We start from the raw sequence: 12200 nt of genomic DNA, 5'->3' as shown, positions 1-12200 counted from the left end.
GGGGGCCGGGGCGTCGCCCGGGCCTGGCTCGGCCGCACGGCCACCGCAGCGCCCGCCCGCCCCGCCCCCGGAGGGGTCACACGTACTCGGTCGGGATGACCGGCTCCCCCCGCGACAGCTGCGTCGCAGACAGGGGCAGTGCCGCCCGCGCCGCCCGGTGCCGGTCCCGCGCCGCGTCCAGCGGCTCGCGGGCGACCACCTCGCCGCCCTTGACCAGCTGGACCAGCAGCTGCGACCCGGCCAGCGCCTGCGGCACCGGGCCGGTGCCGACGACCTCCGCCTCCGCGACGCCCTCCGCGTCCCGCCGCCGGGCGGCCCACTTGCGGCCGCCGATCGAGGTCTTCCCGCCCGTGGACTTCTTGGCCACCGGGACCAGGGGGGCCTTGGGGTCGTCGGAGCCGGCACGGGCGACCAGCTTGTAGACCATCGAGCAGGTGGGGTGCCCGCTGCCGGTCACCAGCTGGGTGCCCACGCCGTACGCGTCCACCGGAGCCGCCGCCAGCGAGGCGATCGCGTACTCGTCCAGGTCGGAGGTGACCACGATCCGCGTCCCGGTCGCACCGAGCTCGTCCAGCTGGTGCCGCACCCGGTGCGCGACCAGCAGCAGGTCGCCGGAGTCGATGCGGACCGCGCCCAGCCCGGTCCCGGCGACCTCCACGGCCGTCCGTACCGCCTCCGCGACGTCGTAGGTGTCCACCAGCAGGGTGGTGCCCTGGCCCAGCGAGTCCACCTGGGCGCGGAAGGCGTCCCGCTCCGAGTCGTGCAGCAGGGTGAACGCGTGGGCGGACGTGCCGATCGTGGGGATCCCGTAGCGGAAGCCGGCCGCCAGGTCCGAGGTGGAGGTGAAGCCGCCGACGTAGGCGGCCCGGGAGGCGGCGACGGCCGCCAGCTCGTGGGTCCGCCGCGCCCCCATCTCCAGCAGCGGCCGGTCACCGGCCGCCGAGGCCATCCGGGAGGCCGCCGCGGCGATCGCCGAGTCGTGGTTGAGGATCGAGAGGATCACCGTCTCCAGCAGCACGCACTCGGCGAAGGTGCCCTCCACCCGCAGGATCGGCGAGCCGGGGAAGTAGACCTCGCCCTCCGGGTAGCCCCAGATGTCGCCGGAGAAGCGGTACGAGGACAGCCAGTCCAGGGTCCGCATGTCGACGACGTCCCGCTCCCGCAGGAACTCCAGCACCGCCGAGTCGAAGCGGAAGTTCTCCACCGCGTCCAGCACCCGGCCGGTGCCCGCCACCACGCCGTAGCGCCGCCCCTCGGGCAGCCGGCGGGTGAACACCTCGAAGACCGAGCGGCGGTCCGCCGTGCCGTTGGCCAGAGCCGCCTTCAGCATCGTGAGCTCGTAGTGATCCGTGAAGAGCGCTGTCGACGGCACGTCCACCGGCAGGCCCAGGTCCGCAGGGTTCATGTCAGGGATGCTAGCGCACATTTCGTCAAAGTGACGAGATCTAATGGTGAGCCCCCGGACACGGTCAGGGGACCCGTCCAAGCGGGGCCGCCCGCGAGGTGGCAGCATGGGACGAGTGAGTGTTGCTCCCATTGAGATCGAACGCACCGAATCGGCCGAAGAGACGGCCGCGGTCCCCGAACCCGACGTCCCCTGGGTGACCCTGGTGCACAACGACCCGGTCAACCTCATGAGCTACGTGACCTACGTGTTCCAGGCGTACTTCGGCTACTCCAAGGACGTGGCGCACAAACTGATGCTGGACGTACACCACAAGGGGCGGGCGGTCGTGTCCAGCGGCACCCGCGAGGAAATGGAGCGCGACGTGCAGGCCATGCACGGCTACGGCCTGTGGGCGACCCTCTCCCAGGACCGCAACTGATGGGGCGCGCTCCCGGCACCTTCGTGCCGCTCAAGGGCGGCGGTGCCGCCGTCGCGCTGGACGAGGTCGAGATCTCCATCCTGCGCTCCCTCGTCGTGCAGCTCCTGGAGCTGATCGGCCCCGGCCCCGGCGGCGACGAGCCCGACGCCGACCCGCTGGCCGCGCTGTTCGCGGAGGGCCCGACCGAGCCCCCGTCCGACCCGGCCCTGGCCCGGCTGTTCCCCGACGCCTACGGCGGCCCCTCCGCGGAGGACGAGGGCGTGGACCCGGCCGAGCTGAAGGAGCGGTCGTCCGAGTTCCGCCGGTTCACCGAGAACGACCTGCGCACCCGCAAGCGGGAGGACGCGCTGGCCGTCGTACAGAGCCTGAACGCGCTCACCCCCGCGGGTGACGGCGGGGCCGTGCTGGAGCTCACCGGGGAACTGCCGCTGCGCTGGCTGGGCTCCCTCAACGACCTGCGGCTGACCATCGGCGCCCGGCTGGAGATCACCGAGGACGAGCAGAGCGAGCAGCTGTTCCGGCTGCCCGACGAGGACCCGCGCAAGCCCCTGGTGATGGCCTATCTGTGGCTCGGCGGACTCCAGGAGACCCTCATCGAAACCCTCGCCTGACGCCCCGCCTGACGGCCGTTCACCAATCCGTTCGCTCAGCGGACGCTCAAATCCGGATAACGATCAGATCACCGCCATGCGGTGATCTGATCCATTTCCGCGCCTTTGCCCCGCTCTCCCTGTGTCCCGGGTCACAATCCATGTCGCACATGACCCATAAACCCGTGATAAATCTTCTCGACCGCCGCCGGGACGCCACCCATGCCCCGGCGGCGGCGCTTGAGCCGGCAGACCGCCGGTGTGCAACTCCATCCGTATCCGGGGGGACGAGGACCCGACTCGCAGCCGCCGCAACCGGCGCGGGTCGGCGTGGAGAAAGGCGCACCAAACATGACCTCTGTGCAGGTCGAGACCAACGACCGCCCCGACGGCGGCGAAGCAGCGGGGGGCGAGGGCTACCACCGCACGCTCGGAGCCCGCCAGATCCAGATGATCGCGATCGGCGGAGCCATCGGCACCGGGCTCTTCCTGGGCGCGGGCAAGGCCATCTCCAAGGCCGGCCCCAGCCTGATCCTGGCCTACGCCATCGCGGGCCTGGTCATCTTCTTCATCATGCGGGCCCTGGGCGAACTGCTCATGTACCGCCCCGTCGCGGGCTCCTTCTCGGACTACGCCCGCGAGTTCCTCGGCCCCTTCTGGGGCTATGCCACCGGCTGGACGTACTGGCTGTTCTGGGTGGTCACCGGCATCACCGAGGTGACCGCCGCCGCCAAGTACATGGCGTACTGGACCGGCGACAGCTTCCCGCAGTGGGCATACGCGCTGATCTTCACCGTCGTCCTCTACGCGGCGAACCTCATCTCCGTGAAGCTCTTCGGCGAGCTGGAGTTCTGGTTCTCCATGGTCAAGGTCACCGCCATCGTCGGCATGATCCTGATCTGCGCCGGCATCCTCACCGTCGGCTTCTCCGACGCCGCCGAGACCGCCTCAGTCGCCAACCTGTGGAACGACGGCGGGTTCTTCCCCAAGGGCATCGGCGGCACCCTGATGACCCTGCAGATCGTCGTCTTCGCCTTCCTCGCCGTCGAGCTGGTCGGCGTCACCGCGGGCGAGTCCAAGGACCCCGAGAAGACGCTCCCCAAGGCCATCAACACCGTGCCGTGGCGGATCGCCGTCTTCTACGTCGGCGCCCTGATCATGATCCTCTCGGTCGTGCCCTGGTCGCACTTCCAGCCGGGCGTCTCGCCCTTCGTGGCCGCCTTCGAGCGGATGGGCCTGGGCGTCGGCGCCGCCATCGTCAACTTCGTCGTCCTGACGGCCGCCCTCTCCTCCTGCAACTCGGGCATGTACTCCACCGGCCGCATGCTGCGCGACCTCGCGCTCAACGGCCAGGGCCCGAAGTTCTTCACCCGGCTCACCAGGAACGGCACCCCGCTGGCCGGCACCACCTTCTCGGCCTCGCTGATGCTCGCCGGCGTCTGGATCAACTACGTGGCCCCCGGCAAGGCCTTCGACTACGTCGTCTCCTTCGCCACCATCTCCGGCATGTGGGCCTGGGTCATGATCCTCGTCTGCCAGATCCGCTACCGGGCCAAGGCGGACCGCGGCGAACTGCCCGCCTCCCCGTTCAAGGCCCCCGGGTCCCCGTGGACCAGCTGGTTCGCGCTCGCCTTCATCGCCATGGTCATCGTGATGATGGGGGCCGACAAGGACGCCCGCATCTCGCTCTACTGCGCCCCGCTGTGGGGTGCCCTCCTGGGCGTCACCTACCTGGTGCTCAAGAGCCGCAACCCGCAGAACGCGGCCTTCGCCAAGCGTTCGTAACCCGGGCTGCGACCCGGGCCGCGACCCGGGCCGCAACCCGGGCCGCACCGGCCACGGCACCCGCCGTCACCGGCCCCTGTCCAGCATCCGGGCCCTCCCGTTCCGTTCCTCGGTACGGGAGGGCCCGTCTGCTTATCCTGTCGCTCATGCTGACCATCACCCAGGACCTGCACGACCGGATCGTCGAACACGCCCGCAAGGACCACCCCGACGAGGCCTGCGGCGTCGTGGCCGGCCCCGTCGGCACCGGCCGCCCCGAGCGCTTCATCCCCATGCTCAACGCCGCCCGGTCGCCCACGTTCTACGAGTTCGACTCCAAGGACCTGCTGAAGCTCTACCGCGAGATGGACCAGCGGGACGAGGAACCCGTGATCGTCTACCACTCGCACACCGCGACCGAGGCCTACCCCTCGCGCACCGACGTCACCTACGCCAACGAGCCCGGCGCCCACTACGTCCTCGTCTCGACCGCCGACACCGACGGCCTCGGCGACTTCCAGTTCCGCTCGTACCGGATCGTGGACGGGGTCATCACCGAGGAAGAAGTGCAGGTCGTGGCGGCGTACTGACCCCACTCTGCCCGACATGTGAACGTTTTAGGTCCGAGATCCGAGACGACACTCCTTTCGGGTGACGGGGAATCGTTACGATGCCCGCATGGTTTCCCACGACGTGAGCATCGAGACGCCCGGCAGGCAGCTGCTGCTCGTGGCGCGGCTGCACGTCGACCTGTGCCGCCTCGCCAGCGCGATCTGTTCCGCTGCCTGAACCGCCGCACCACCCAGCACCACACGCCCCACCCGCGCGGGGGCGAAGAGCCGCGCGCGCCCGCCCCTACGTGACGATTCTGGAGCCAGTCATGGCCATCGAGGTCAGCATCCCGACCATCCTCCGCACCTACACCGGCGGCCAGAAGGCCGTGACCGGCGAGGGCGCCACCCTCGCCGAGCTCTTCGCCGACCTGGAGACCCGCCACCAGGGCATCCAGGAGCGCATCGTCGACAACGGCCAGCTGCGCCGCTTCGTCAACGTCTACCTCAACGACGAGGACGTCCGCTTCCTCGAAGGCATCACCACCAAGCTCTCCGACGGGGACAACGTCACGATCCTCCCGGCCGTGGCCGGCGGCTCGAAGTAATGCGCTACGACTCCCCGCTGGCGGCGGTCGGCAACACCCCGCTGGTCCGCCTGCCCCGCCTCTCGCCCTCCGAGGACGTCCGCATCTGGGCGAAGCTGGAGGACCGCAACCCGACCGGCTCGATCAAGGACCGTCCGGCCCTGCACATGGTCGAGCAGGCGGAGAAGGACGGCAGGCTCACCCCCGGGTGCACGATCCTGGAGCCCACCTCGGGCAACACGGGCATCTCGCTGGCCATGGCGGCGAAGCTCAAGGGCTACCGGATCGTGTGCGTCATGCCGGAGAACACGTCGCAGGAGCGGCGTGACCTGCTCGCCATGTGGGGAGCCGAGATCATCTCCTCGCCGGCCGCGGGCGGTTCCAACACCGCGGTCCGCGTGGCGAAGGAACTGGCCGCGCAGAACCCGTCCTGGGTGATGCTCTACCAGTACGGAAACCCGGACAACGCCGGCGCCCACTACGCCGGCACCGGCCCGGAGATCCTCGCCGACCTGCCCTCGATCACCCACTTCGTGGCGGGCCTGGGCACCACCGGCACGCTGATGGGCGTGGGCCGCTACCTGCGCGAGCACAAGCCGGACGTGAAGATCGTCGCCGCCGAACCGCGGTACGACGACCTGGTGTACGGCCTGCGCAACCTCGACGAGGGCTTCGTCCCGGAGCTCTACGACGCCTCCGTGCTGACCACCCGCTTCTCCGTCGGCTCCGCCGACGCGGTGACCCGCACCCGCGAGCTGCTCCAGCAGGAGGGCATCTTCGCGGGCGTCTCCACCGGAGCGGCGCTGCACGCGGCCATCGGCGTCGGGAAGAAGGCGGTCAAGGCGGGCGAGTCCGCCGACATCGTGTTCGTCGTCGCCGACGGCGGCTGGAAGTACCTCTCGACGGGCGTCTACACGGCGGCCACCACGGAAGAGGCCATCGAGGTCCTCCAGGGCCAGCTCTGGGCGTAGCCGCCCCGCCGCCCCTCTCCACCTCACGGCCCGCGCCCCCGGCACCCCCGGCGGACGCGGGCCGTTCGGCTGCCGGGGCGCCGCGCCGACGGCCCACCCGGCACCCCTCGCGCCACCACTCCCGACACCGTCGCGCCACCACTCCCGACACCACCCGGGTCACCCGAACGGCCCGCGGGAGTCGCCGGGACGGCGGTCCCGGTCGACGCTGAACGTGCTCGACCGACCGCACAGAGAGGATGGTGGCGCGATGACGACCACCCCCAACCCCGCGGCTCCGGGATCTCCCCGCCGCCCTTCCCCGACCGGGGAGTCGTCACCCTGGGCGGCGGGCGGTGCCATGTTCGCCGCCGTCATGATGATGGTCATCGGCGTGTTCGGGATCCTGGAAGGCATCGCCGCACTGGCCAACGACGACGTCATCTTCCGGGTCCGCGGCTACACCTTCAAGTTCGACCTGACCGGCTGGGGCTGGATCCACATCGTGATCGGCATCCTGCTCCTGGTCACCGGCCTCGCGATCCTCAAGGGCACGACCTGGGGCCGGGCCGTCGGCATCGCACTGACCGCCATCGCCGCCATCTTCCACTTCCTGTGGCTGCCCTACCAGCCCTTCTGGTCCATCGTCGCGATCGCCATCTGCGTCTTCGTGATCTGGGCCCTCTGCGTCGACCGCAGCGGCAGCGTCTTCGACTGACGCCCCGGATCCCCCGGAGCGCCCGCCCCACCGGGGGCGGGCGCTCCCGCATGCAACCCCCGCCCCCTACGACGCCGCAGCCAGATACTCCGCGAGCACGGCCGCATGACTCGCCCCCGGCTCCTTCACCGCCGTCAGCAACGTCACCGTCCCCGCCAGAGCCATCGCCCGCAGCCGAGCCACCTCCACCCCCGCCTCCGCCCCGCCCAGCTCCGCCTCGTACCTCTCGCGGAACTCCGCGAACCCCAGCTCCCCCGAGTGGTACCGCTTCCGCAGCTCCGCCGACGGAGTCACCGCCTTGGGCCACTCGTCCACCCCCGCGTCCGCCTTCGCCAGCCCCCGCGGCCACAGCCGGTCCACCAGCACCCGCACCCCGTCCTCCACCGGATCCGGAGCCTCGTACACCCGCTTCAACCGGATCATCGCCCGCCTCCCAGCCCCTTCACCTCGTCCCACAGGGCCGGATCCAGCTCCCCGACCCGCGTCCGGCAGTCCCACACCGACACCTCCACCGGCCGGTCCGCCTCCAGGAAGCCCGCCCGGCCGTGCACATCGCCCACCCCGCCCGGCGGCAACGGCAGCACGCCCGGACGCTCGTCGTGGTACTTCGTGGTGATCCGTGCGATCCGCACCCGGTGCGCCCGTACCGACAGCACCAGGCAGGTGAGGCCGTCGTCCAGCCGCCAGATCTCACCGGGCCGGGGTCTCGGCTCCGGACCGGTGCCGTGCCGGGCCCGGGCGGGCGGCGGGGGAGCGGGGCGGCGGCCCGCGACCAGCACCACGAGCACGACGGCCACCACCGCGGCGGCCGCCGGCCACCACGACGTGTCCATATACCGACCGTAATGGACCCGCACCCCGGCCGCCCGGCACGGCACACCCCCGACGCCGGCCCGGCGGCATTCCGCATACCGGCGGCACGGCAACCCGGACCCCGCCGGTCGCTCACCCGGGTGACACCACAGGTGAGTTCCCCCACAACGGCCCGCCGCGGAGGAGCGACCGGACGTTCCGCGCCTTACGCTCGACCCACGCACGGCTCCGCCGATCCCCACGGAGGTTCCTGCTCCATGAAGCTCACCGTCGTCGGCTGCTCGGGGTCGTTCCCGTCCGCGGAATCGGCCTGTTCGAGCTACCTCGTCGAGGCCGACGGCTTCCGGCTGCTCCTCGACATGGGCAACGGCGCCCTCGGCGAGCTGCAGCGCCACATCGGTCTGTACGACCTCGACGCGATCTTCCTGAGCCACCTGCACGCCGACCACTGCATCGACATGTGCGCGTACTTCGTCGCCCGCTACTACCGCCACGAAGGCGGCCGCTGCGGCCCCATCCCCGTCTTCGGGCCGGAAGGCACCGAGCGGCGGCTGGCCACCGCCTACGACGACGTACCCGACGAGCGGTCGATGAGCGAGGTCTTCGACTTCCGCACCCTCAAGTCCGGGACGTTCGAGATCGGCCCGTTCCAGGTGCGCACCGAGAAGCTCGCCCACCCCGTGGAGGCGTACGGCATCCGGGTCGAGCACGGCGGCCGGTCCCTGACCTACTCCGGCGACACCGGTGTCTGCACCGAGCTGGGCCTGCTGGCCGAGGGCACCGACCTCTTCCTCTGCGAGGCGTCCTTCACGCACGGCAAGGAGGACATCCCGGACCTGCACCTCAACGGCCGGGAAGCCGGCGAGTACGCCCGGCGGGCCGGCGCCGGACGGCTGGTGCTGACGCACGTCCCCCCGTGGACCGACGCCCAGCAGAACCTCGCCGACGCGCGTGCGGTCTACGACGGCCCGAGCGAGCTCGCCTTCGCGGGCGCGGTCTACGAGGTCTGAGCCGGGCGACCCTCCCCGAAGTCGGGGCCGTACACACCGCGTTGGAGTGGCGTGCGGCACGTGCACGCCGGTGCCCGGTCCCGTAGCGTCGGCGGCGTACATGCCAAAGGCCGCGACTGCGGCCACGACCACGGGGGCGGACCATGAGACGGATCGGGCACAGCATCGCGGGCGCGTTACTGGCGGCACTCCTGGGGGCGGGCGCGCTCGCTTCCCCAGCCGCCGCAGACCCCGGGAACGGCACCGGACAGGGCAGCGGCCCCGCCAGCGTCCAGGGCGGCGGGCCCGGGAGCGGGCAGGACGGCGGGTACGGCAGCGGGCGCGCCGAGCACGCCGCCCCCTCCCGGCCCTCGTACCGCGCCGACCTGCGCGCCGACGACACCGGCACCCGGTGGACCGGCCGCGAGACCGTCACCTTCGGCAACCGTTCCGCCGAGCCGCTGCGCGAGGTCTACGTCCGCCTCTGGGGCAACGGCACCGACGGCTGCGGCACCCCGCAGAATCCCTCCCCGGTCCGGATCGGCCGGGTGACCGGAGGCACCCCGGACGCCCCGTCGGTCGGGTGCACCGCGGTACGGATCGCACTGCCCGCCCCGCTGCCGCCCGGCGGCCGGGCCACCGTCGGCTTCGACGTCTCGATCACCGTCCCCGACCGGCTGCACCGCTTCGGACGCGAAGGCGCCCACCGCTACCTCGGCAACGCCCTGCCGGTGCTGGCCGTCCGGGACGCGCAGGGCTGGCACCTGGACCCCCACGTCGACCGGGGCGAGAGCTACTACGCGCTGGCCTCCGACTTCCGGGTGACCCTCGACCACCCGACCGCGCTGAAGGTCCCGGCGACCGGCACCACCACCACCCGGCCGGGCACCCCCGGCCGCACCGTCACCACCAGCACCGCCCGGCAGGTGCGGGACTTCGCGTGGGCGGCCGGCCCGTTCCGCAGCGGCACGGCCACGTCGCCGGGCGGCGTCACCGTGCGCACGTACTGGACCGACGGCACCCCGGCCGCCTGGGTGGAGACCGCCCGCGCGGACGCGCTCCGCGCCATCGACGACCTCGGGAAGCGGTTCGGCCGCTACCCCTACGGCGAGGTCGACGCGATCCTGAGCGACCGGTTCGCGCCCATCGGCAGCATGGAGTTCCCCGGCCTGGTCCTGGTCTGGGCCACCGAGTCCGGCAGCGGAATCATCCACGAGCTGGCCCACCAGTGGTGGTACGGCATCGTCGGCAACGACGAGTACGCGTCGCCGTGGCTGGACGAGGCGTTCGCCGTGTACTCCGGCGATCTGCTCATGGGCGACAACGGCGAATCGTGCGCGGAGTACGCCAGCTGGGACGACGACACCCAGGCGGTCACCAACTCGATGGGCTACTGGGCCGCCTACGGCCCCGGCTGGAGCCGTTTCGTCTACTACAACGGCGGCTGCGTGCTGCACGATCTGGAGAAGGTGCTGGGCCCCCAGGCCATGGCCGCGATGCTGAAGAAGTACGCGCGGGACCACTGGTACGGGGTCTCCACGACCGCCGACTTCCAGCGTGCGGCCCAGGCGGCGACGACCACCGACCTCACCTCCTTCTGGCGCGAGCACCGCGTCCGCACGGGAGCGGCCTCGTGACGGGAACGCCCTGGTGACAGCAGCGGCCTGACGGCGGCGGCCTGACGGCGGCGGTCCTGCGGGAACGGCGGAGCCCCCGCCCTCCGGAAGGGAGGACGGGGGCTCCGCCGTTGCCCCGGGGCCAGGGAAGCCCGGGGCCGGGGCAGGGGGCCGGGATCCGGCCCCGCGGCCTACTTGGCCTCGGCCTTCAGCAGCTCGGCCAGCTCCTCGTCGGACTCGCGGCCCGGCGTCGGGAGGTTCCACTTGGTGATCGCGAAGCGGAACACCACGTAGTACACGGCGGCGAAGCAGAGGCCGACCAGCGCCAGCCCCAGCGGGTTGGTCGCCTTGCCGAAGTTCAGCGCGTAGTCGATGGCTCCGGCGGAGAAGCCGAACCCGTCCTTCATGCCGAGCGCCCAGGTCAGCGCCATGGAGACACCGGTCAGCACCGCGTGGAGGGCGTACAGGACCGGGGCGATGAACATGAAGGTGAACTCGATCGGCTCGGTCACGCCGGTGACGAAGGAGGTGAGCGCGAGGGAGAACATCATGCCGCCGACGACCTTGCGGCGCTCGGGGCGGGCGCAGTGGACGATCGCCAGGCAGGCGGCCGGGAGGGCGAACATCATGATCGGGAAGAAGCCGGTCATGAACTGGCCGGCGGACGGGTCGCCGGCCAGGAAGCGGGCGATGTCGCCGCTCTTGCCGTTGTACTCGCCGGCCTGCAGCCACGGGAAGGAGTTCAGCAGGTGGTGCATGCCGACCGGGATCAGACCGCGGTTGGCGACACCGAAGATGCCCGCGCCCACGGCGCCGGAGCCGACGAGCCACTCGCCGAGGCCGTGCAGGCCCTTGCCCAGGACCGGCCAGATCAGGCCGAAGACGATGCCGATGACCAGACCGGCGAAGGCCGACAGGATCGGGACCAGGCGGCGGCCGCCGAAGAAGCCCGCCCACTCGGGCAGCTTGGTCCGGTAGAACTTCTGGTAGATCAGGGCGACCACGATGCCCATGACGACGCCGCCGAGGACCTTGGCGTCGACCGGGGCCTCGACCATGGCGACCTTGCCGTCGATGACCTTCGCGACCTTGGGCAGGTTGGAGTCGGTGAACGTGGCCAGTACGTTCTTGAAGACCAGGTAGCCGGTGACGGCGGCGAGGGCCGTGGAGCCGTCGGACTTCTTGGCGAAGCCGATCGCGATGCCGACGGCGAACAGCAGCGCCATGTTGTCGAGGATCGCTCCGCCGCCCGCGGTCATATAGCCGGCGATCTTGTTGATGAACTCGGGCAGCGAGGCCGAGCCGAGCATGTCCTTGTCGCCGAGGCGCACGAGGAGGGCGGCGGCGGGCAGCACCGCAACGGGGAGCATCAGGCTCCGGCCGATGCGCTGCATGACAGCCATCGCCCCGGCACCCTTCTTCTTTTCCGCCGCCGGGGCAGCGCTGGCCGTGGTCACAACTTCCTCCTGGGGGTGCCCCCGGCCGGAGGCTGGGGGGAGGTGCAAGGCGCCGCCGGAGGACACACACGGGGACGGCGACGTCTCGATACGGTGGCACGGAGCCCGGGAGCGGCTGCCGTGGTCTACACCAATGCGTGGTGTAGACCAGTTGTAGCACGGTCGGCGATAGATAAGGAACCTTCGTTTTCCTGTGGTCTGCGCCACACTCGTCGCGGCGGGATAAAGACCCTGGAACGTCCCCTTCCGGGGCCCGCGACGGCACGGCCGAAGGCCCCCGGACCGAAGGGTCCGGGGGCCTCGAAGGAAGGGCCGAAACGGCCGGCGCGACGGCGGCGC

At 71.3% G+C, this 12200-nt stretch carries 14 protein-coding genes; 10 read left to right on the top strand and 4 right to left on the bottom strand.

Annotated elements, in window-relative coordinates; translation table 11 throughout:
- Positions 1-76: 76 nt before the first annotated feature.
- Entirely contained in the window at positions 77-1405 is a 1329-nt protein-coding gene (locus AB0O36_RS11290) for a nicotinate phosphoribosyltransferase (RefSeq protein ID WP_365107354.1), read from the bottom strand.
- Between the two features lie 106 nt (positions 1406-1511).
- On the opposite strand from AB0O36_RS11290, the gene clpS reads away from it, so the two are divergent.
- The 8 genes from clpS (at position 1512) to AB0O36_RS11250 (ending at position 6986) form a co-directional block, all read left to right on the top strand.
- Positions 1512-1826: an ATP-dependent Clp protease adapter ClpS gene (gene clpS, locus AB0O36_RS11285; protein ID WP_365107351.1), complete on the top strand. Its 315-nt coding sequence runs from the start codon at positions 1512-1514 to the stop codon at positions 1824-1826.
- Positions 1826-2437, top strand: coding sequence for a DUF2017 domain-containing protein (locus AB0O36_RS11280; RefSeq protein WP_365107349.1), 612 nt, complete (start codon positions 1826-1828; stop codon positions 2435-2437). The genes clpS and AB0O36_RS11280 overlap by 1 nt, the downstream gene beginning before the upstream one ends.
- A 330-nt stretch (positions 2438-2767) precedes the next feature.
- On the top strand, positions 2768-4201 hold the full coding sequence (locus tag AB0O36_RS11275; protein WP_365107346.1) for an amino acid permease: 1434 nt from the start codon (positions 2768-2770) through the stop codon (positions 4199-4201).
- A 146-nt stretch (positions 4202-4347) separates the two neighbouring features.
- Complete coding sequence (locus tag AB0O36_RS11270; RefSeq protein WP_365107343.1) at positions 4348-4770, top strand: M67 family metallopeptidase; 423 nt, start codon at positions 4348-4350, stop codon at positions 4768-4770.
- 88 nt (positions 4771-4858) lie between these two features.
- Positions 4859-4969 (top strand): putative leader peptide, encoded by a 111-nt coding sequence (locus tag AB0O36_RS11265; protein WP_365107341.1) that lies wholly within the window; start codon positions 4859-4861, stop codon positions 4967-4969.
- A 91-nt stretch (positions 4970-5060) separates the two neighbouring features.
- Entirely contained in the window at positions 5061-5339 is a 279-nt protein-coding gene (locus AB0O36_RS11260) for a MoaD/ThiS family protein (protein ID WP_365107338.1), read from the top strand.
- The gene (locus tag AB0O36_RS11255) at positions 5339-6289 is read left to right on the top strand and encodes a cysteine synthase (RefSeq protein WP_365107335.1); all 951 of its coding nucleotides are present in this window, start codon (positions 5339-5341) and stop codon (positions 6287-6289) included. Before AB0O36_RS11260 ends, AB0O36_RS11255 begins: the two co-directional genes overlap by 1 nt.
- 250 nt (positions 6290-6539) lie before the next feature.
- Complete coding sequence (locus AB0O36_RS11250; protein ID WP_365107332.1) at positions 6540-6986, top strand: hypothetical protein; 447 nt, start codon at positions 6540-6542, stop codon at positions 6984-6986.
- Between the two features lie 66 nt (positions 6987-7052).
- Here AB0O36_RS11250 and AB0O36_RS11245 read toward each other — a convergent pair whose 3' ends face one another.
- A complete protein-coding gene (locus AB0O36_RS11245) occupies positions 7053-7409 on the bottom strand; it encodes a DUF488 family protein (RefSeq protein WP_365107330.1) in 357 nt (118 codons plus the stop codon).
- A complete protein-coding gene (locus AB0O36_RS11240; protein WP_365107327.1) occupies positions 7406-7819 on the bottom strand; it encodes a hypothetical protein in 414 nt (137 codons plus the stop codon). Before AB0O36_RS11240 ends, AB0O36_RS11245 begins: the two co-directional genes overlap by 4 nt.
- 237 nt (positions 7820-8056) lie before the next feature.
- Here AB0O36_RS11240 and AB0O36_RS11235 point away from each other — a divergent pair, with 237 nt between their 5' ends.
- Together AB0O36_RS11235 and AB0O36_RS11230 are read left to right on the top strand one after the other, a co-directional pair.
- On the top strand, positions 8057-8809 hold the full coding sequence (locus AB0O36_RS11235; RefSeq protein ID WP_365107324.1) for an MBL fold metallo-hydrolase: 753 nt from the start codon (positions 8057-8059) through the stop codon (positions 8807-8809).
- 143 nt (positions 8810-8952) lie between these two features.
- On the top strand, positions 8953-10425 hold the full coding sequence (locus tag AB0O36_RS11230) for a M1 family metallopeptidase (protein WP_365107321.1): 1473 nt from the start codon (positions 8953-8955) through the stop codon (positions 10423-10425).
- A 170-nt stretch (positions 10426-10595) separates the two neighbouring features.
- Here AB0O36_RS11230 and AB0O36_RS11225 read toward each other — a convergent pair whose 3' ends face one another.
- The gene (locus AB0O36_RS11225) at positions 10596-11861 is read right to left on the bottom strand and encodes a PTS transporter subunit EIIC (RefSeq protein ID WP_365107318.1); all 1266 of its coding nucleotides are present in this window, start codon (positions 11859-11861) and stop codon (positions 10596-10598) included.
- Positions 11862-12200 lie beyond the last annotated feature (339 nt).

Source organism: Streptomyces sp. NPDC089799 (assembly GCF_040684755.1).
In the GTDB taxonomy this organism is placed as follows: domain Bacteria; phylum Actinomycetota; class Actinomycetes; order Streptomycetales; family Streptomycetaceae; genus Streptomyces.
This window is presented reverse-complemented; position numbering and strand designations above follow the sequence as displayed.

Bases quoted from the DNA above. Each gene is read 5' to 3' on its own strand.
- AB0O36_RS11290 (WP_365107354.1), bottom strand. From the start codon at position 1,405: ATGAACCCTGCGGACCTGGGCCTGCCGGTGGACGTGCCGTCGACAGCG.
- clpS (WP_365107351.1), top strand. From the start codon at position 1,512: ATGGGACGAGTGAGTGTTGCTCCCATTGAGATCGAACGCACCGAATCG.
- AB0O36_RS11280 (WP_365107349.1), top strand. From the start codon at position 1,826: ATGGGGCGCGCTCCCGGCACCTTCGTGCCGCTCAAGGGCGGCGGTGCC.
- AB0O36_RS11275 (WP_365107346.1), top strand. From the start codon at position 2,768: ATGACCTCTGTGCAGGTCGAGACCAACGACCGCCCCGACGGCGGCGAA.
- AB0O36_RS11270 (WP_365107343.1), top strand. From the start codon at position 4,348: ATGCTGACCATCACCCAGGACCTGCACGACCGGATCGTCGAACACGCC.
- AB0O36_RS11265 (WP_365107341.1), top strand. From the start codon at position 4,859: ATGGTTTCCCACGACGTGAGCATCGAGACGCCCGGCAGGCAGCTGCTG.
- AB0O36_RS11260 (WP_365107338.1), top strand. From the start codon at position 5,061: ATGGCCATCGAGGTCAGCATCCCGACCATCCTCCGCACCTACACCGGC.
- AB0O36_RS11255 (WP_365107335.1), top strand. From the start codon at position 5,339: ATGCGCTACGACTCCCCGCTGGCGGCGGTCGGCAACACCCCGCTGGTC.
- AB0O36_RS11250 (WP_365107332.1), top strand. From the start codon at position 6,540: ATGACGACCACCCCCAACCCCGCGGCTCCGGGATCTCCCCGCCGCCCT.
- AB0O36_RS11245 (WP_365107330.1), bottom strand. From the start codon at position 7,409: ATGATCCGGTTGAAGCGGGTGTACGAGGCTCCGGATCCGGTGGAGGAC.
- AB0O36_RS11240 (WP_365107327.1), bottom strand. From the start codon at position 7,819: ATGGACACGTCGTGGTGGCCGGCGGCCGCCGCGGTGGTGGCCGTCGTG.
- AB0O36_RS11235 (WP_365107324.1), top strand. From the start codon at position 8,057: ATGAAGCTCACCGTCGTCGGCTGCTCGGGGTCGTTCCCGTCCGCGGAA.
- AB0O36_RS11230 (WP_365107321.1), top strand. From the start codon at position 8,953: ATGAGACGGATCGGGCACAGCATCGCGGGCGCGTTACTGGCGGCACTC.